Here is a 20713-nt window from a genome sequence, read left to right as displayed (position 1 = left end):
GATTAGATTGTTTTTTCATTTGTCTCCTTTATTATCCCTTCGGTACCACTCGAAGGGAACTATTTTACCGAATTAGTTGTTCTAGTCTTTTTTAAAGGTGCATCCGCTGCAACGGATTCATCAATCATTCTTTTTATGTAACCTTTCAATTCATACTGTTTTTCCGGTGGAAGCTGATAAATGAGGGATAGCCATTCCGAGTTATCAGCTGCAATGAAAGTTGCAGGAGCTGCTTTGCCTGTGAGCAGGTATTCATAGGATACTCCCAAAAATTCGCATATAGGTACGATTGCTCTTGAAGATGGATTCCTATTTGGCTCTTTCCAACCGTTAATTGTACTAGGCTTTGTCCCAAGATATTGGGCTAATTCTTTTTGCGTCAGATTTTTTTCTAGCAATAACTCTAATACTCTGTTACCTATCGTCATAATAATTTCTCCAGAAAACACCCATATGAGTAAAAAGGTTGATGACATATACGTATATAGGTATTACACTAACAATGTAAAACAACAAGTTACAATAATTCGCCGGCGGCAACCGGAGAAAGGAGTGTGGTATTACTTATTAATTTCAGGATTATCTGTCCTTCCAAGCAAGTAGTCAACGGAACAGTCCAGGTAGTCAGCGATTTTGTGTATTTTATCAACAGAAGGAATTTGCCCTTTTTTCATATTGTCAAACACGCTTTTGTTGAGACCTGTGTTGATGAGGAGTTTATTTTTGGACAGACCCATTTTTTTAGCAATAGATATAATTCGTTCTTCAATAATTTGTAAATTGTACACAAAAACACCACCAATCAGTTGTTAAATAGTCACAAACTTCCGTGAATATGCGGAAAAATAATTGATTTCCGTGGATTCACGGATTACAATAACAATATGTAATAACAAGTTGCAATAAACAGTTAAATCAAATATGGCAGGAGTTTTTGGAAGCCCAGCTGACAGCTTGCTTCTGGCGGCTGGGACAACCCCCACAGTTTTTTACCCTGCGTCCACACCGTATGCCCATAAATCGTTCTGGTTTCCAAACTAACCTGATTTTGGCATAGCTGCCCTTAAGCAAGTCGGGGTGTTTCAACGGACGGTATCACTTTTGCAGTTGTGGTTCTGCATGTAAGTTTTAGCCCAATCAGCAGATACCACAGGATGTTATGGGCGAATTATACCGGCATACCCACATTGCGGCCGGAAACCTGCAACAGGGAACGGGGCTTCTCAAAAATTATTTTAACATATTATTGCAACTTGTTAAAGATAAAACTAACAGGAAAGGAGAATTGTATGAGCAAAACGATTACACCCTGGGGCAGGCAGTGTAAAGCACAGTTAGCAATCAAGGGAATCTCTTTAACTGGGCTGTCAGATGCTACGGGTTTATCCAGAACCTATCTGTCTGCCATTATAAACGGCAGGATAACAGCACCCAGAGAAACAATTAATAAAATTAACCATGCGCTTGACATACAGCAGGAAGCTAACGCCTGTTTGTAAGTGGGATGGGAAAGGTTCTTTAAAAAAATTATAACCAGAAAAGGAAGTGGAATAAATGGGAAGGCATCCTACGAAAGCAGCAAATAACCCATTCTGTAAAGCCAGGATAGATGCGGCAAAATACAATGACAGCCTATTTTCAAAAGAAAAAGCGGCGGAATTTCTGGGAATATCTGTTTCGACCTTATCAGATTATGAACTTGGCGTCACAAAAACAGTGCCGCCGGATATGGTTTTAAAGATGGCGGATCTATATAATGCCCCGGAACTGGAGAACTATTATTGTACAAATGTGTGTCCTCTGGGTGGAGATATGACAAAGGTGGATATCGTGGAGGACGGAACAATAGATGAATCAGAAAAAGCAGACTTGCAACGGGTGCTTTCAAACTTGGAAGAGCTTGAACAGATAGCATGTAGCCTGAAATTATGGGTAAAGAAAAATCTCTGAGCAGATGGAAAAATTGGGGAGGAGGAATTGTATGAGTACATTGGCAGCAGCGCCGGGAGTTGTAAGGAAGAGCACACGGATATTTGTTACCCAGGAAGATGTTTCCACACTTCTGGGATGCGGGAAAAGCAAGGCATATGACATTGTCCGTGATGTGAACAAGTCGGCAAAGAAAAGTGGAAACCAGCCGTTTCCCGCAGGAAAAGCAAATAAATATCTTTTTGCAGAGATTTACTGTATTCCTATTGAGGAAGTGGACAGGGTAATCAGCAAAGAATAGGACAATATGAAGTGACCCCACATTTGTAGCAACGTGGATTTACCTGTATACTAGAGTTTGTTAAGAACAATGGTAACAGGGATTACCGCATACAAAAGGAGGCCACTTAAGAGCTGGGCGGTGAGGCGTCGCTTTTGACCAACACTATGTTTTTTAATGAGAGGTATTTCAAAGTTGGTGAGGGCAGTCTTCCCCTGAAGGATACCAAGGTTGAAGATGGAGATTATTTCTTATTAACACTGGCAGCCATTGCCAGAGAGATGGATTATCATGGATTAAGTGATACGGAAGTCTGCATTGCAGCCGGATTGCCATTTACAAGGTTCGGGCAGGAAAAGGCAGAATTTAAAGAGTACCTGAATCCGGGCGATAGGGAATTTCAGTACAATGGTAAGGAGTATCATATCAAATGCAGTGATGTTTTTCTGTATCCACAATGTTATGCTGCTGTTGCGGACAGACTCGGAAAGCTTCCGTCAGAGCTTCTGATCGTGGATATTGGCAGCAAGACAGTGGATATCATTCATACCAGAAAGCATATCCCTGTGGAAAGTGACTGTATTACCATTCCGTCGGCACTGATTCAGTGTATGGCAAATATCAATAACGTGGTTTATCGAAAAACCAACCGCACCCTTACCGAGGAACAGATACAGCAGGTGATGATGTATGGGAATGGCCATATTCAAATAAGATGGTGCAGATTGTCAGAGAGGAACTGGCAGTATTTGCAAAGGGAATTGAAGCAGTCTTGAAAGAGCATGGTTTTGATCCGGAGATGACACCTGTTGTATATGTCGGTGGCGGGGCAGGCGTGATGAAGCGTTTCGGTTCCGTCACAGGCAGACACATCATGCATATTGAAGATGTTAAGGCAAACGCCCTTGGATATGAGTATCTGGCACACCAGCAATTAAAGCGAAAACAGCTGTAGGCGTTAGGAGGAGGCAGTATGGCACATGATGACAGTGTGACAGTCAGCTTTCGCTTGAGCTTTAATAAGGAAGAGGACAAAGAAATTTTAAAATTCTTTTCCAGTGAGACTATGAAAATTTGCTATGGAGATAAGAGCAAGTTTATAAAAAGTGCGTTGATAAGGGCGGTTCAAGATATAAAACGGAACGAACGTGACAACCGCCTTATTTGTGAAATGAATACCCAGAGGACTGTGATACAGGAAACGATGACTGGTGAAGCAGATAGGGTTATCAATGCAATAAAGCTGATTGTCAGAGATGAAATGGAAAGGATTACAGGAACACAGATGTTGAAAGGAAAGCAGGCAGCTTCTAAAATGACGGAGTCTGTAGCGGAGAGAAGCATAGAAGTTGCTTCATGTTTTGGAGAAGTTCCGGAAAGCTCCTGTGAGGATGTGTCAGAGGATGTGATGGCTTTTTTGGCGGATTTGTAGTAAGACAGGTCATGAGAAGCTAATACGCTTGGTATTACAAAGGACAGAAAAGTAATACCGGATGTTATACAGATTATTATACGGTAATACCAGCAGTAATGCGGACAGGCGTTGGCAGTACACAGGGATTACAGATATATGCCCCGAAATGGGCATATATAAAGAGGGTTTTAGGGGGATTTAATTCCCCTAAACGGATTGTAAAACGCATGGCGTTTTACGTATCTGGCAAATTCTCTCCCCGCAGGTTTTGAATTTGAGGCATATTGAAGATTTGCTGACGGCAGATAAAGAAAATAGATAAAGGAAGGGATTGCTTATAGGAAGAGGAAAACAGTTAATAGAATCAAGGAAGAATTTTACGATTCGGTTGTCGGATGAGGAGCGTGAGCAGGTTGGGCATGATGCCAGAGTCAATAACATGAAAGCATCTGATTATGTAAGATATCTGATTATTCATGCAGGTAAGGCGGATACTTCGTTTGCATATGACAGACGGGATCTGCTTCGTCAGATTTCAGGTCTTTGCAATAATTACAACCAGATGACGAAAACAGCCAATGGGTGCGGTTATGTATTTGACAGAACCATGAAAGATGCAAATCATCTGATGGAACAGATAAAAGAAAAAATGAAGGAGTTAGCGGACAAATGGCGATAACCAAGACAATGCATATGAAAGCAAGCGGCAAAGGAAAGATATATTCATTTGGAACATGCCATCAATTATATTCTGCAGCCGAAAAAACTTGGGAATTCCAATCTGACAGGCGGTATTAACTGCCTGCCGGATTCTGCCTATGAGCGGATGAAAGCAACTAAGCAGATGTTTGGGAAAGCAGGAGGCAGACAGGGGTATCATTTCGTCATATCCCTAAAACCGGGTGAAGGAACATCGAAGGAGATGTATGAAATTGCAATGCAATTTGCGGAACAGGCATTTGGCGGTGAGTATGAAGCGGTAGTGGCTGTCCATACGGACAAGAACCATCTTCATGCACATATCGTCATTAATAGCGTAAATATGGTAACAGGGTATAAGTTTCAGTACAATAACGGAAATTGGAAGTACAAGTTTCAGCCAATTACCAACAGGCTGTGTAAGGAATACGGACTTCACATTACACCGGCAGAATACAGCAGGGAACCTAAAAATATGGAAAGACCACAATGGGAGCGTGAGCAGACATTTTCAAAATGGATTGAGCAGGATGCAAGATTCTGTGCCCTTAATGCAGAAAATACGGAACATTTTATTTTCTTGTTAGAGAAACAGGGGTTCGAGGTAAAAAAGGGAGAGCATATCGCCGTAAAGGTTCCAGGAATGAAGCGGTTTAAAAGACTGGATACCATTTCAGAAGATTTTAGCAGGGAAAACTTGGAGGCTATGTTTAAATACGGAGATGCGAGTCTGGCATCCCCTGTGAATCATGAATGCCTTTAATACCAATAAGAAAAACAATTCTTACACCATATCAGAGAAAGTGCTATGCACGGATGTATTGTTTGCGGCTGGCAGAGAAAAAGCGTTTTACGTACAAATCAGCTTATCTGTATGAGCAGATACGGAAAATGCATGAGCTGCAGGAAGAGTATCTGGTGGTTGTAAACTATGATGTGAAATCATTTGTGGATTTGGTTCATTTGAAAATCCGCTTACAACGGGTGGCCGAGGAATTGTGTAAGATACAGAAAGAAATGTATCGGGACAGGGCTTCGCAGAAAAGAGCCTGTAAGACAGCAGAAGATTTGGCGTTTTTTGAAGCATCGGAGGAGGATTATCGGGAACGACTGGAGCAGATAAAGCTTCAAAAGAAAAATAATCATAAGAAGCTGAAAACGGTGGAACGGTGTCTTGAGAGAGATGGAAGTACGCTGGATGCGGAACTGGAGTATCGGATACCTGTTGGGAATATGGATGATTTAACAGAAGTTGCAAGGGATGAAGTGCTGGGGAATCCGCATCGGCAGACGGAGGATTTGGTAGTTTCACAAGTGATTTCAGAAGATATTACTGATGAAATTGCGGCTGATGTTGAAGATAGAGATGCGGCTGATATGAAGTTACACGCAAACAAAGCTGATTATATGAAAATGAGTGTGGCTGAAAAAGTGTGCTGTTATCCGTTTGATGCCAAGGGAACGGAATCGGCATTTGAGATGGTTCGGTCGTATTTTGAAAAGATAGATATGGACACAGGTTTTCATTCCGTATATGAGGAGGCAAAACTTCTGTCAGATTATTATGAGAAGCAGAAGGTGGAAGAATTTATCGGAGAGAGAGCAGAACGGGTAATAGAGACAATGAAACTTCTGGGAATTGATGCAGGCAGAATGGCAGAGTATTCAATCGATGTATTGTCTGAGGTATTTAGCTTTGGGGATATGGAGTATTTTGCTGGAATTAAGTTGTTTAATAGAGTAATTGATGGACTGGAAATTAATATGGAACAACAGAAACGATATGAAGTGTTTGACCGGATTTATACGGAAAGTATGCAAGAGAAGAAGGCTGAGCGAGATAAGAGTAGACGATAGGATAATGATTTGGGTGCTATGACGTAGATTGTGGCACCTGAATTATGAAAAGTATTTTCGGTTTAATATATATTAAATACTATTAAATTATACATAAACAGTAAAATATCAGTTGAGAGAAACATATGCTTGTGTTATACTTATCATGATATTTTATGCATTTCAGAATTGGAGGAAGAGTATGCCTGAAACTATTGAAAAATGGTCAAGTTTAGAGGAAACGGCAGTGTATCTTGGTGTTACTAAAGATACAATAAGGAATTGGATTAAGAAAACAGATATTCCGGCTCATAAGGTTGGAAGATTGTGGAAATTTAAGCTATCAGAAGTGGATGAGTGGATTAAGAATGGGAATGCTGCGTTATGACATATTATTTTGCATGGTGACTGTAAAAGATTCAATTATTGGGGCAATAAATGTGAGACAATGAGGTAAGATAACCATGAATGAAAACGGTTTAAGCTATATTGACCTCTTTGCTGGAGCAGGAGGACTTTCTGAAGGATTTATACAAAGTGGTTATAGACCAATTGCACACGTGGAGATGAATGAATATGCATCCCAAACAATAGAAACAAGAATAGCCTATTACTATTTAAAAGGCAATGGTAAAATTAAGAGCTATTATGAATATCAGAAAGGACAGATAACCAGAAAACAGCTTTTAGAGCTGATTCCAAAAGAAGAACTTAAGACTGTTATAAATAAAGAGATGTCTGAAGCTACAATTAAAGGAATATTTAATGCAATCGATGATATAAAAGAGGAAAAAGGTGTTAATCAAGTTGACGTGATTATAGGAGGACCTCCTTGCCAAGCATATTCCTTGGTTGGTAGGGCGCAGAGCAGCCATATGCTTGTCCCGATGGCAGATGATCCAAGAAATGAACTGTACAAGATGTATGTTCAATTTCTAAAAAAATATATGCCAAGAATGTTTGTGTTTGAAAATGTGGCTGGTATAAAGACAGCACGTGGTGGGCAGGCATTTAAGAATCTTCAGAAATATATGCGAAAAGTAGGATATGAGATAGATTATCATGAATTGAATGCACATGATTTTGGAGTTTTACAGAGTAGGAAACGTGTAATCATTGTGGGATGGTTAAAAGGCACAGGAAATGGATATCCGGCTTTTGAAACGATTCACAGTAATGCAGAAGTATGGGATTTGCTTAAAGATTTGCCTGCATTGTTTCCAGGACAGGAAGCAATAGAGTATACAATGACTGACATGCGCTGCTTAAAGAAATATGTTAAGGATAATTATATTCGTACTAAATCAGATATTCTCACAGGACATATTGCAAGACCGCATACAGCGCAAGATATAGAAATATATAAAAGAGCAATTGATTTGTGGTTTGAAAATGGGCAACACGAGCGTTTAAAATATAATGATTTACCAGATGAGTTAAAGACTCATAGGAATAGAACATCCTTTGTGGACAGATTTAAGGTTGTTGAAGGTGATATGGATCATTGCCACACAATATTGGCACATTTATCAAAGGATGGACATTATTTTATTCATCCGGATATTAACCAACATAGATCAATTACTGTAAGAGAAGCAGCTAGACTCCAGTCTTTCCCAGACAATTATTATTTTGAAGGACCAAGAACCGCTCAATTTATACAAGTTGGAAATGCGGTTCCGCCGATGATGGCGAAAACAATTGCTGATAAAATTAAGGAACAATTAGAAAAAAAGTAGGGGTGCGCAGATGGGAATTGTTGAAAGCACATATGCCGAACTTAAGCTGCAAGAATTAAAGCATAATCCATATAGTTGTTTAAATACGTCTCATATTGACATGAATCCACATCAGGCAGAAGCATTTTTATTTGCACTTTCCTCATTAGAATTTGGTGGGGTAATATTAGCAGATGAGGTTGGTCTTGGAAAGACTATAGAAGCAGGTCTTGTAATAAAATATTTGCTACAGAGCGGAAGAAATAAAATACTGCTTATAATGCCTTCAAACTTGCGTAAGCAATGGCAGGTTGAGATGGAAGAAAAATTTGATATTAGTTCATGTATTGTTGATAGTGCAAATTGGGATGAGTATTTATCTGAAATAAAAAAACATCAAGCTGTGATAATAGTATCATACAATTTTGCGGCAAGGAGAAAAGAAAGTTTTGCAAAAATTCCTTGGGACTTTTGTGTGTTTGATGAAGCTCATAGACTTAGGAATGTACATAAAAATGGTTCAAAAATAGCAAATGCATTATATGAATTAACGAGAGGAATTCCTAAAATATTGCTTACTGCGACACCTATGCAAAATACTTTGTTTGATGTGTATGGTCTTGTTCAATATATTGATGATAGGATTTTTTACGGAAAGGCAGTGTTTTCAGAACGATATTTGAAAAATGAGAACTACAGTGAATTAAAAGAATGTTTAAAACCTGTTGTACAACGTACATTGAGAAAAGAAGTGACAGACTATATTCAATTTTCAGAGCGAAAAGAAATGACAATTGATTTTGAATTATCACCGATGGAAGTTGAACTATATGTAATGATAAACAATTATCTCAAGAAAGAGATTGTATATGCGCTTCCTAATTCACATCGCACCTTGATTACTTCAGTAATAAGAAAATTGCTGGCATCTTCTAGTATGGCTGTTGCAGAAACATTTAAGGTATTAAAAAGAAGGTTAGAAGTGTTAAAAGAAACAACAAGGAATGAATCTTCAGACGAAAGTATTGATTTTTTTCTTAGCTTTTTTGAGGATGATGAGATTGAAGCAGATGACGACAGAAAGCAGGATGAACTGTATACGCGAGACAAAGTCAATGAGTTTATTCAGCATGAAATAAATGAAGTTACATCTATTATAAGCAAGGCTGAAAGTATTAAGAAAAATGCAAAAATGGCAGCTTTGAAACAGGCGGTAGAAAAAGCTTTCGATTTTCAAGAGAAAACAGAAATTAAGCAGAGAACTGTTGTGTTTACAGAATCTGTAAGAACACAGCAATATATATTTGAAGAACTGTCAAAAAGCGGATATGAAGGACAAATATTGAAATTTAATGGAAGCATGAATGATACTGCTACAAAGCAAATATATAAAGCTTGGAAAGCCAGAAACTATGGAAAATATATTGGTAGTAGAAATGTTGAGATTAAAAATGCAATTGTAGAAGCCTTCAGGGATGAATACAAAATTCTCTTGGTGACCGATTCAGGTTCAGAAGGATTGAACCTACAGTTTTGCAATACGATTATTAATTATGATTTGCCTTGGAATCCACAAAAAATTGAGCAACGAATCGGACGATGCCATCGCTATGGGCAAAAAAATGATGTTGTTGTAATCAATTTGCTTAATACACAAAACATAGCAGATAAACGAGTTTACGAGATTCTCTCTGAAAAATTTGAATTGTTTCAGGGAGTATTCGGTGCATCGGATAAAGCAATTGGATTATTGGAAAGCGGGGCAGATTTTGAAAAACGTGTGAATCAGATATACCAAGAATGTAAAACAACATCCGATTTCACAAAAGAATTTAAAGCGTTAGAGAAAGAGCTCGATAAGAAAAAAAATAAAAAAATGGATGAATTAAAGAGTTTATTCACTTATAAGCCTGAAACGGAGCATAGGCAATGTTTTGATAAAATATTGGAAGAAATCAGTCAATATGATAGTCAGTTGGAATATTGGTCAAATATTGGTAAGCTAAAAGGAAATGTGATATACCCTTTATATTATGAAGTAAATGTTCCTATTGACATACCTAGCATAGAGCACGGATACCTTTTGATAGGTGGCGCTTATGTTGAAGATGTAATTACAGGGGCTGTATTTGAGATTGTTGATACTGAAGGAAAAATATATGAGGTGACAGATTCTCTGGCAAGAACATTAGGTGTAAAATTGCAGGTCGATGTTCTTGTAGAAAAAGAACCGGATAATCAGAAAATATTAGCTTATATAGATAAGATTACAGATTATATGAAACAGAACAGCATAATATCCAAACAGCCTTTTGTAGCGAGAAACCAGAAGAAAATATCAAACTGGCTGCAACTTCGTAAAGATGATTATTTGCTAAAAGCGAAGGATATGTCAGAAATTGAAAAAATTAGGGAACAATATATTTCAGAGACTGATTTTATGCAGAAAATAGCATTGAAGAAGAAAATAGAAATATTAGAAGAAGAGAAACGAAAGCTGATTGAGACATTCCATGACGAGATGACTAAGTTAGAAAGAGAGGCTGATGAGATACGAAAAGAATTTGAAGATTCCGTATTGAAACTGCCACAGCTGATAACCAAAATAGTGATAAAATTTTAGGAGGATACCATGGAGAAGAAAGGAAAGTTGGAGCTTACATGGGTTGGTAAATATGATGAGCAAAAGTTGGAACCGAGAATTCTGATAGAGGATAAGTCGAAATCATATGGAGATTCGGATACAGAGAATATGCTGATTCATGGGGATAATTTGCTTGCACTTAAAGCTATTGAAAGAAACTATGTGGGTAAAGTCAAATGTATATATATAGATCCTCCGTATAATACAGGAAATGCATTTGAACATTATGATGATGGTGTTGAACATTCAATTTGGTTGTCAATGATTAGAACGCGAATGGAGCTATTATGGAATTTACTTGATAAAGATTATGGCTCTATATGGGTTTCGATTGATGATGATGAAATGCCATATTTGCGAATTATGATGGATGAAATTTGTGGAAGAAAGAATTTCATAGCATCAAACGTATGGCAAAAAAGATATTCCAGAGAAAATAGAGAGGCCATTGGAGATGTGCATGAATATATAATTGTGTATGCACAAAATCCAAGTAAATTTAAAATGTGTCGGAATAAAATTTCAGTAAGTTTAGATGAAATGAAAGCATATAAAAATCCAAATAATGATCCTAAAGGATCATGGAGACCCGTTCCAATGACTGCACAGGCAGGACATGCGACAAAGGATCAATTTTATGAAATAGTTACACCTACAGGTGCAATTCATACTCCGCCAGAGGGGAGGTGTTGGTCGTTGAGCAAAGTAACATATGAGAAACTTCTTTGTGAGGGAAGAATTTATTTTGGGAAAAAAGGAGACGCTCAGCCTAATATAATACGTTACTTTTCGGAAGTGGAGGGAGTGGTTCCTTGGACTTGGTGGCCGAGTACGGAGGTAGGTCATACAGATGAAGCAAAAAAAGAAATAAATTTGTTATTCGGGAGAAATAATGCATTTGATACTCCAAAACCAGAACGACTTATTGAAAGAGTGTTACATATTGCAACTAATCCAGGAGATTTAGTTTTAGATGCTTTCCTTGGAACTGGTACAACATGTGCAGTAGCACATAAAATGAATCGGCGATGGATAGGTATTGAAATGGGTGAGCAATGTTACGAATTTTGCCAAACGAGAATGAAAGCTGTTGTTGATGGAGAAGATGGAGGAATTTCAAAAAATAGAAACTGGCAAGGTGGTGGCGGATATAAATTTTACGAATTGGCCGACCCGCTCCTTGTTAAAAATCCTACTCTTCCAATATACCAGATTAATCCTTCCTATACTTGGGATATGGTATGCGAAGCAATTTGCAAAATCGAAGGATTTACATATGCACCATCAGGAGAATTCCAAGGGTATTCTTCTGAGAACAGATTTATCCATATTACAGAGGAATTTGTAAATACCAAATATGTAATGTCAGTTATGAAATCATTAGGAGAATGGCAAAGTCTGCTGATTTACTGTAAGAAGAATCAGGCAGATATGATGTTGCCTGCGAATGTTGAGGTTAAGAAGATTCCAAGAGATTTGTTGGATAAGTGCAATTTTGAAAGTGAGGTACAGGAATAATGAGTTCAGTAGATAAAATCAAATGGGCGATGAGTTTACGGGAACCTCAATATGAAGCTTTACAGTATTTTGATGCAATCAGTTCAAAGGTAGAATATAGAACAACAAGCAAATCCAAAGCTGAAAAGATTGCGTCTGAAAATTGCCAGAAACCGCATACGATAGTTGTTGATAAAGAATTTGATTTTCCGTCCTTTTGTTTTGACATGACTACGGGTATTGGTAAATCCCGGCTTATGGGAGCGTGTATCTACTATTTGTACAAGACAAAAGGATACAAACATTTTTTTATCCTTGCACCTGGAAATACAATTTACGACAAGATGCGCAGAGAAGCTGTGCCGGGGCATTTAAAATATATGTTTAAAGGTCTTGAGGCTGAAATGGGGAGACCAAAGGTATATGATGGAGAAAACTATTTGTCATATCCGGTAAAGTATGTACAGCAGGAATTGGTAGTAGAAAAAACGTCAGACATACAGATATTTATTTTTAATATTTCAAAGATTTTTACTCGTGGAGATTTGGAGTTTAAATTCCATAAGTTTAATGAAAACTTAGGCGGTTCTTTTGCTGAAGTTTTACGTTCTTTTGATGACTTGGTTATTTGTATGGATGAATCACATCGGTATTATGCTCCTGCATCAAAAGTTGCCATTAATTACCTTAATCCAGTGTTGGGACTTGAGTTTACAGCAACACCTAAAAGTACAAATAAAAATATTATATATCATTACGGATTGGAAGAAGGAGCAGGAAAATTCCTGAAGATTCCTGTTGTTATGGGAAGAACCAATACAGCCGGATATTCAGATGATGATATTGAGGAAATGAAGTTAAAGGATGGAATTAAGCTTCATGAAAGAAGAAAATCTATTGTTTATAAATATTGCATTGACAATCAATTAGAACAGGTAAAACCGATTGTTTTGGTTGCTTGTAAAGATACAGCGCATGCCAGAAAAATAAAAGATAAAATTGATTCAGATGCTTTTTTTGGGGGAAGATATGTTGGAAAGGTTATTGAAATTGATTCAAGTACAAGTGGAACTGAGACTGAGGAAAACATTCAGAAGTTATTGACTATTGAAAAGAATACGAACCCTATAGAGATTGTATTACATGTATACAAGCTAAAAGAAGGCTGGGATGTTAATAACTTATTTACTATAATTCCGCTTAATGCAGCCAAGAGCGATATTTTGGCATTGCAGACTATTGGAAGGGGGTTAAGGTTACCATTTGGTGAAATAACACATATTGAGGAACTGGATACTCTGGATATTGTTGCACACGACCATTATCGTGAGATAATTGATGACATAAAGAATAATCCTGTGTTTAACAAGAGAAACCTTGATGAGGATGATATACCGGAGAGCAAAATTGTTAATGTTGAACCAGTTGTAGATAATCAGCAACTGTCTTTGTTTGATGAAGCTTTAAAAGAATGCAGGATAGCATCTTATCAGGATTTGAATAATGAAAATACAGTAGAAAAGCTGTTTGAAGAATATCAAAAGGCATTTGTAAAGAGAGTGGCTTCAAAAAAGGCTGATGACAATGGTGGTCAAATGACCATTTTTGATTTGTTTTGGAATGAACAAAGTAATGATACAACTAGCAAAGAATTTAATCTTCAAGAAGAGGTAGTGATACAGCCAAATTCTCTGGCTGAAAGTGCAGGCGTTTCATTGGTAGTACAGCAAGGAGATACTTCACTTCAAATAGATTTGCAAAAACCATCGGGAGCAAAGAATGTATTGCCATATGCAAAGCAGGAGTTTGTTAAGAAAATTGGAGAACTTAAGAGAGTAGCAATCGCAGTGCCCAAAATTGGGATAAGCTATAGTTCCACAATTACTTTCAAACCATTTACGGTAAAAAGAAATATTCAGGATTTTGATATAGCAGCATCGAAAATTGAAAGATATGATACTATAAATGATAAACTGCTTCAGGTTCTTGATGCGGATGCATTAATTGTTGACAATCCAATTAATATGCTGGCAGTTTCTTTACTTGAGAGTATTCCGGAATTTAGTTCTGATGATGCAGAATTTATTTTGGATGTTGTAAATCAGTATCTTACTCTTATCGAAGGTACTAATGATGATAAAAAGAAAATTGTTAGAAGATATGCAACTGTAATTGTTGATGATTTAAGAAAACAAATATATGCCTCAAAAGAGGAAAACACTGAATTTGTGTTTCACATTCAGAAAGATCTTATTGTGTTCAGGGCTTTTGTAAAAAATATGAAGAAAGATGGAAGGTTAAGCTATAAAAAGGAGGTAACGGATAAAAAGAACATAAAACAATATTTGTTTGAAGGATATAAAAAATCATATTATGCTGAAAATGCATTTGATAGTGATGATGAGCGAAGATTAGCTGTTGTCTTGGAAGAGGATTCGGAGGTAATTAGATATATAAAACCGCCAATGAATCAGTTGGGACTTTTTTACAGAGCAGCGAAACAATATAATCCGGACTTCTTAGTAGAAACAAACGATAAAAAATACATGATTGAAGTAAAGGCAGCAAACCAAACAGATAATGAAGATGTACAGGAAAAGGCGAAAGCTGCTGTCAAATGGTGCGAATGTGCTTCTAAAGTAGATGCAGATGGAAAGGAGTGGGAATATCGTTTAATTCCTGGAGACAAAATTGTTGTTGGGAATACGTTTAAGTATGTGATAGGATTGGCGGTACCCATTGCTGTAGAAGATTAAAAATTTATTGGAGGCTGTATATGGCAGATATAAAAGATTTTAAGTATGCTATTGTTCGACAAAAGATATTAGAAGCAGTTCGTAAAGATTTAATCGGTCCTGCTTCTGAATGCGAAGAATTAAATGAAGTGCCTACAAGCAGTTATATTACGGGATTATTATATCCTGCTGACACTGCTGTGACTGAAGATGAGAATTATTTTGATATAGAATTTACTGAGAAAAAGTTTGATGCCGAAGGTGAATCTATGGAAGCTGGGATTTTTGAAGAGGAAGAACCCGAAGACAGAATGAAAGGTGGGTTTCAAAAGCCGTCGTCTATTGGTGTGTCTTTCTATATTTCAGATAATGTTCAAAAAATCAGCGCTTATATCAATTGGGGAAAATATTATACAAAACAGGTTCAGGGCGAAGTAGTTGATGGAACTTTAGAAGAAGATGCGGAGAATAAGAAAAAGAAAAAACATACAGTATACATTCGGGAACAGATGCATGATGTTGTAGATATTGATTTTGCAAAGATTAAACATTCAAAGAAGATACCGCTGGAATTAAATGCGAATATCTATATTTATGTTATGAAAATGCAGTTGGGTAATGGATACAGGATGGTATCCGTGTATCTTCACAACAATGACAAGTCTTCTGGTGAGGAAAAGGAATATGAGAAAGTCATGTTCCAGGTGGAAATGCTTATTGCGGATGATATGATGAATCCAATTTTTGTACCTGAATATGTATGTAGGAAAGTCGAGCTGGAAGACGAGTATTATTACAAGGGAAGACCGGTGTATGCAAGAGGCAGGGGATGTGCTGCATCTTGGGAATGTTCGCCAGACCAAGTAAATGCTACTGCTATTAGAACTGCATTCATACCCGACTATGAAATTCCAAGTGTCAGCGCACAAATAGACGGGATGTCTGAACATGCTTTTTCGATGTTACAAATGGGGTGTTCAAAGAAAAAAGCGGAGGTGATATCCAATTTACATATATTAACATCCCTGTATGGCAGTTGGATTACAAATACTTTAGTAAATGATAAGGTTATGAATGATGCAAAATTCGAGGTTACTGGACAGGAAATTATTGATAAGTGCATTGAGGCAAATAGAAGAATGAATGTCGGAATTGGCTTAATTGAAAGTGATGAAAAGGTATATCAGGCGTTTATGTTTATGAATCAGGCAATGTACTTGCAAAGAAGCATAACTGCTTTTTCCAAAGATTATGGTATTGGAATAAAATGTAGCCTTAGTGATTATATGAAAGATGTTCCTGAAAAGGGAAGAAAACAGGATCATAGTGTGTGGAGACCATTCCAGATTGCTTTTATACTATTGAACTTATATGGCATTATAGATGGTGAATCACTGGAGAGGGAGATTGTCGATTTATTATATTTTCCAACAGGCGGTGGAAAAACTGAGGCATATTTGGGACTTATAGCGTTTGCGATTGCATATAGGCGCTTAACAGCAACAGAAGAAACTGAATATGAGAAAGATGGTGGTGTAACAGTATTTTTGCGCTATACACTTAGATTGTTGACAACGCAGCAAAGAGACAGATTAATGCGGCTTATTGTAGCGATGGAACGGCTGCGTGAGAAGAATCCGGAATTATATGGAAAAGAACGGATAACAATTGGATTCTGGGTGGGAGGAAATGTTACTCCGAATAAATTTAGCGATTACAGTGACACAGATCAGTTTAAGAAGAAAGAGTTTATTCGAAAGCTTACGAAGCAAATTATCAAGTGCCCATATTGTGGCAAGGTAATTACAAAGGATGAGTATGAAATAAATGAAAAAGGAAAATCAGTAAAGATTCATTGTGCTGATTCGTTTTGTATGTTTTCAAAGCGGTCTGGAAGAACAATTCCAGTATATCTCGTGGATGAGGAAATCTATGCCAAGTGTCCTACTGTCATTATTTCGACAGTAGATAAATTTGCGCGGCTTCCTTGGACAGAACAGGTAGGTCTGATATTTGGAAAAACTGACAGATATTGTACCCGATGTGGGCATATTGCAATTGGACAAAGGCATGCAAGAAGACATAATGCTGATGGTGCTGCAGGATTGGAAAAAGCTGAGACAGTACAATGTAAGCCGTTTTATCCACCAGAACTTATTATACAGGATGAGCTTCATTTAATAACCGGACCTCTTGGAACGATTTATGGGGGATATGAAACGGTTGTTGAAGAGATGTGTTGTATAGAGAAGAGTGGAAAAAGGATACGTCCAAAGTATGTGGTTTCTACAGCGACGATAAAGAATGCAGGGGAACAGATAAAGTATCTTTATGGAAGAGAGAAGTTTATGCAGTTTCCGCCAAGCGGGTTTGATACAAGAGATTCTTTCTTTATTAAGGAAGTTCCGCTGCCAGTGAATAATCTTGCGAATACCAGTGAGGAAGAACTGCAGACAATGGCTGCTAACGGACAAAAACCTTTTCGCCAATTTGTTGGAGTGTGTGCAAGTGGACAGTCCGTAAAAACGACACTTATCCGTTTGTATTCGATTATTTTACAGACGGCATTGGATCTGTCAAAAGAGCCTGAGTTTGAGGATTATATTGATCCATATTATACCTTGATAGGATATTTCAACAGTATCCGGGAACTTGGTGGCGCAGTGCGTCTTCTTGATGATGATATTGCAAGCAGAATCAGGGTAGTGAAGAATAAATATAATAGTCCGGAACCAAGATATTTGAATTTTGAAGGAAAGAAGGAGATTACGTCACGTATACCATCTTGGGAAATAGCACAAGTCCTTGAAAAACTGGCAGTTTCCTATGATAAAAATAAGGAAAGGCAAGGTTGCTATGATGTAGTGATTGCCACCAATATGATTGCTGTCGGAATGGATGTGGATCGTCTGGGACTTATGTCAGTAGTAGGTCAGCCAAAACAAAACTCTGAATATATCCAGGCAACAAGCCGCGTAGGACGACAGTATCCTGGAATTATATTCACTGTTTATAATCCGTATAGGCCTAGGGACTTATCTAACTACGAAAACTTTGCAGGATTCCATTCACAGATGTATAGATATGTGGAGGGAACTACTGCAACACCATTTGCTGCAAGAGCAAGGGATAGGGTGTTGCATGCGTTAGTTGTAGCATTGCTTAGATTACAGATTGAGACGATGGCGGATAATAGTGGTGCTTCAAATATCAATAATATTGCAGAGAGTCTGATAAAAGAGATTAAGGATAAAATACTCGCAAGGGTAAAAATAACTTCTGCGGCAAATTATGCGGATACGGAAAAAGAAATAGATGAGTTTATAAACATTTGGAAGAACATAGCGAAAGATGACAAGCTATACTATTATGTTCCGGCTGTAGCGGAGGATAAGAAGAGACTGCTTACATATTATGGTGAGTTTTATGGGGATAAAGAGAAACCTACTTTAAATTCTATGCGTGATGTTGAGCAGTCATCAACAGTATTTTATTGGGAGGATGTCTGATGAATTTCTATAAAAAGCTGGGCGAAGTTCGTCCGAATCAGTTAATAACCACATATGGACCGGGCTCAATTATGGATGCGGTAAATGATTCATTGACCGTTTTGGATATTGAATACTGGAACAATAACAGCATTGGTAAAGAAATCAGAGATGCACGGTTGGCAAGCTATATGAATGTTAGAAAGTTCTATATGCCTAAAACTGGTGGCAAAGAAGATATTCCGGTTGTTTCATTTCCTTATTATCATGTTTGTTCCAAAGGTTCATGTAAATTCTTGTTTGATATGAGAGATTATTTTGATATTGATCAATATAATGGCAATCAAGGTGAAGTTAAGTGTCCCAAATGTGGATTCCCAGCATATCCGTCAAGATTTATTACAGTATGTGAAGATGGACATATGGATGACTTCCCGTGGAGGTGGTGGGTTCATTATGGAGAAACAAGCTGTAAAGAGGATATGTTCCTTAAATCAAGGGGTACTACATCGTCACTTGCAGAATTACGGGTAGAATGTAAATGCGGTGCAAAAAGAGTAATGTCGGGAGCAATGCAAAAAGAAAAATTTGTCGGATTATGTTGTTCCGGAAATCACCCCCATAGACCCGGAACGAAGCCAAAGATATGTAAAAAGGGTGTTGTACCTAGTCAAAGAGGTGCATCTAATGTTTATTTTTCTGTTACAAGAAATGCGATATCCATTCCGCCTTGGACAAATCCTATTAATGATATTATGGGGGCGCAGAGGTCAACTATTGAAACATTAGTGGAAGCAATGGGAGAGGAAGCAGGTCTTTCATTTGCATACAAAAAATATTTTGCTGACAAGTATTCTTATGAGGATTTCAAGAATGCCTATGATATGTTAAGTCAGAATATAAAAGAGTTTACTGAATTAAAAGAGATGGAGTATGTCGCTATCACGCACCATGAGGATGTGGAATATCAGCATGATGTGAAATATTTTAAAGCTGAGGAAGTAAGTTTATGTGATAGTATCAGGAAGTATATATCACGAATTATTAAAATACATCGCTTAAGAGAAGTAAAAGTTTTAACCGGATTTACCAGATTGGAAGCTCCGGAACCAGAGGTAGATGAACAAAATCATATTGTTAAGTTAAAATACGGTTCAGTAGAAAAATGGCTTCCGGCAGTTGAAATAAATGGTGAGGGTGTTTTTATTGAGTTGAGTAGGGAAAAAATAGATCAATGGATGCAGAATGAACAGGTGGAGGCGCATTCTAATAAGTATAAAGAGTGTTATGCGTCATACTGCCAGAATAAGGGGTGGGAGAATTTCAAGCCAAGAAATGCGGAATATGTTTTATTACATACCTTTTCGCATATGCTTATTAAGGAAATGGCTATGCAGTCTGGATATTCTTCTTCTGCGTTGCATGAGCGTATATATAGTAGTGAAAATATGTGTGGTATTTTGATATATACAGGTGCGGCTGATAAGGAGGGATCGCTTGGCGGGTTGGTGGAATTGGGTGGAATGAACAAATTCCTGCCGCTTCTAAAAGGTGCATTGGAAAATGGATTGGTTTGTACGACAGATCCTGAATGTTTTATGAAAAACCCGACAAGTGATAGATTAAACGGAGCTTCTTGCCATTCATGTACAATGATTTCAGAAACCGCTTGTGAAAACGGAAACCGGCTGCTTGACAGGGCATTGGTTGTACCTGTGCCTGAACATGAAGAAATGGGATATTTTAGAGACTTGGTGAAGGATTTATGTGGAATACGAGTGTAAGAATTGAATATATCGCAGGTTTGATAGCTGATTCATTTGAAAATTATTCTGTAAATGATGTGAGTAATCAGTTTGATAAAGCAATAAGCGAACTGAAAAAATATTTTGTCCATTGCAGTGATGAAGAAATAGCAGACATAATTAGCTTGTGCATGAAAATGTATTCATCAAAGAAAATAGAACATGCCGATCTGGTTCTTACATCTCCAGATTCATTTCGTGTGAAGGCATTAAAAACGAAGGATATAGTACATAAACTGATTACGAGCACTGAAAAGAGCCTTACTCTTACGGGGTATTCTGTTTCGGATTATTTTACAGATATGCTTGATATTATTATTGAAAAGAGCCAGCATGGTGTTTATGTGCGATTGTATGTAAATGACATTGAAAGGCAAAGAGATGTACTTAACAGGCTAATGGCGTATCGTTCACGTTTTCTACAAGTATATGAATATCAAAAGCAGGAAGAAGATAAAATGGCAGCGTTGCATGCGAAATTAATAGTTTCAGATATAAAGAGATTATTGCTTTCATCAGCTAATCTTTCATATCATGGTATGCAAGGTAATGTTGAGATGGGATTTTTGATAGAGTCGCATGACAAAGCCAAACAGATAGAAGATGTTATGAAGGAAATGGTTAGGATGAAGGTTTTTTGTAGGCGAAACAAGGACTAAGATGATTGA

At 37.5% G+C, this 20713-nt stretch carries 19 protein-coding genes; 17 read left to right on the top strand and 2 right to left on the bottom strand.

Going from position 1 to position 20713, the window contains the following annotated elements; genetic code table 11:
* Positions 1-59 precede the first annotated feature (59 nt).
* Together D7Y06_RS10695 and D7Y06_RS10690 are read right to left on the bottom strand one after the other, a co-directional pair.
* Entirely contained in the window at positions 60-428 is a 369-nt protein-coding gene (locus D7Y06_RS10695) for a helix-turn-helix domain-containing protein (protein WP_158591353.1), read from the bottom strand.
* A gap of 132 nt (positions 429-560) precedes the next feature.
* Positions 561-788, bottom strand: coding sequence for a helix-turn-helix domain-containing protein (locus D7Y06_RS10690; RefSeq protein WP_120407783.1), 228 nt, complete (start codon positions 786-788; stop codon positions 561-563).
* 501 nt (positions 789-1289) lie between these two features.
* Between D7Y06_RS10690 and D7Y06_RS25965 the strand changes: the two genes are divergently transcribed.
* The 17 genes from D7Y06_RS25965 (at position 1290) to D7Y06_RS10605 (ending at position 20704) form a co-directional block, all read left to right on the top strand.
* Positions 1290-1499 (top strand): helix-turn-helix domain-containing protein, encoded by a 210-nt coding sequence (locus D7Y06_RS25965; protein WP_158591352.1) that lies wholly within the window; start codon positions 1290-1292, stop codon positions 1497-1499.
* A 55-nt stretch (positions 1500-1554) separates the two neighbouring features.
* Positions 1555-1950, top strand: a complete 396-nt coding sequence (locus D7Y06_RS10680) for a helix-turn-helix domain-containing protein (RefSeq protein WP_120407781.1) — start codon at positions 1555-1557, stop codon at positions 1948-1950.
* Between the two features lie 31 nt (positions 1951-1981).
* Positions 1982-2230, top strand: coding sequence for a hypothetical protein (locus tag D7Y06_RS10675; RefSeq protein ID WP_120407780.1), 249 nt, complete (start codon positions 1982-1984; stop codon positions 2228-2230).
* A gap of 134 nt (positions 2231-2364) precedes the next feature.
* Positions 2365-2985 carry a ParM/StbA family protein gene (locus tag D7Y06_RS10670; protein ID WP_120407779.1) on the top strand — a complete coding sequence of 207 codons (621 nt, stop codon included), beginning with the start codon at positions 2365-2367 and terminating at the stop codon, positions 2983-2985.
* Entirely contained in the window at positions 2982-3164 is a 183-nt protein-coding gene (locus D7Y06_RS10665) for a hypothetical protein (RefSeq protein WP_120407778.1), read from the top strand. Before D7Y06_RS10670 ends, D7Y06_RS10665 begins: the two co-directional genes overlap by 4 nt.
* An 18-nt stretch (positions 3165-3182) precedes the next feature.
* On the top strand, positions 3183-3641 hold the full coding sequence (locus D7Y06_RS10660) for a hypothetical protein (protein ID WP_120407777.1): 459 nt from the start codon (positions 3183-3185) through the stop codon (positions 3639-3641).
* A gap of 313 nt (positions 3642-3954) precedes the next feature.
* Positions 3955-4302 (top strand): plasmid mobilization protein, encoded by a 348-nt coding sequence (locus D7Y06_RS10655; RefSeq protein WP_120407776.1) that lies wholly within the window; start codon positions 3955-3957, stop codon positions 4300-4302.
* Positions 4303-4350: 48 nt separating this feature from the next.
* Positions 4351-5085, top strand: a complete 735-nt coding sequence (locus tag D7Y06_RS10650; protein WP_158591351.1) for a relaxase/mobilization nuclease domain-containing protein — start codon at positions 4351-4353, stop codon at positions 5083-5085.
* 62 nt (positions 5086-5147) lie between these two features.
* Positions 5148-6179, top strand: a complete 1032-nt coding sequence (locus D7Y06_RS10645; protein WP_158591350.1) for a hypothetical protein — start codon at positions 5148-5150, stop codon at positions 6177-6179.
* Positions 6180-6360: 181 nt separating this feature from the next.
* Positions 6361-6546 (top strand): helix-turn-helix domain-containing protein, encoded by a 186-nt coding sequence (locus D7Y06_RS10640; RefSeq protein ID WP_120407773.1) that lies wholly within the window; start codon positions 6361-6363, stop codon positions 6544-6546.
* A gap of 76 nt (positions 6547-6622) precedes the next feature.
* A complete protein-coding gene (locus D7Y06_RS10635) occupies positions 6623-7897 on the top strand; it encodes a DNA cytosine methyltransferase (RefSeq protein WP_120407772.1) in 1275 nt (424 codons plus the stop codon).
* A gap of 10 nt (positions 7898-7907) precedes the next feature.
* A complete protein-coding gene (gene drmD / locus D7Y06_RS10630) occupies positions 7908-10499 on the top strand; it encodes a DISARM system SNF2-like helicase DrmD (RefSeq protein WP_120407771.1) in 2592 nt (863 codons plus the stop codon).
* 9 nt (positions 10500-10508) lie between these two features.
* Positions 10509-12038, top strand: coding sequence for a site-specific DNA-methyltransferase (locus D7Y06_RS10625; protein WP_120407770.1), 1530 nt, complete (start codon positions 10509-10511; stop codon positions 12036-12038).
* Positions 12038-14773 carry a DEAD/DEAH box helicase family protein gene (locus D7Y06_RS10620; protein ID WP_120407769.1) on the top strand — a complete coding sequence of 912 codons (2736 nt, stop codon included), beginning with the start codon at positions 12038-12040 and terminating at the stop codon, positions 14771-14773. Before D7Y06_RS10625 ends, D7Y06_RS10620 begins: the two co-directional genes overlap by 1 nt.
* Positions 14774-14793: 20 nt before the next feature.
* On the top strand, positions 14794-18261 hold the full coding sequence (gene drmA, locus D7Y06_RS10615) for a DISARM system helicase DrmA (protein ID WP_120407768.1): 3468 nt from the start codon (positions 14794-14796) through the stop codon (positions 18259-18261).
* Positions 18261-20024 (top strand): DUF1998 domain-containing protein, encoded by a 1764-nt coding sequence (gene drmB, locus D7Y06_RS10610; RefSeq protein WP_120407767.1) that lies wholly within the window; start codon positions 18261-18263, stop codon positions 20022-20024. The genes drmA and drmB overlap by 1 nt, the downstream gene beginning before the upstream one ends.
* The gene (locus D7Y06_RS10605; protein WP_120407766.1) at positions 20006-20704 is read left to right on the top strand and encodes a phospholipase D-like domain-containing protein; all 699 of its coding nucleotides are present in this window, start codon (positions 20006-20008) and stop codon (positions 20702-20704) included. The genes drmB and D7Y06_RS10605 overlap by 19 nt, the downstream gene beginning before the upstream one ends.
* Positions 20705-20713 lie beyond the last annotated feature (9 nt).

This window comes from Roseburia sp. 1XD42-69 (genome assembly GCF_003612565.1).
Classification (GTDB): domain Bacteria; phylum Bacillota; class Clostridia; order Lachnospirales; family Lachnospiraceae; genus Roseburia_B.
This window is presented reverse-complemented; position numbering and strand designations above follow the sequence as displayed.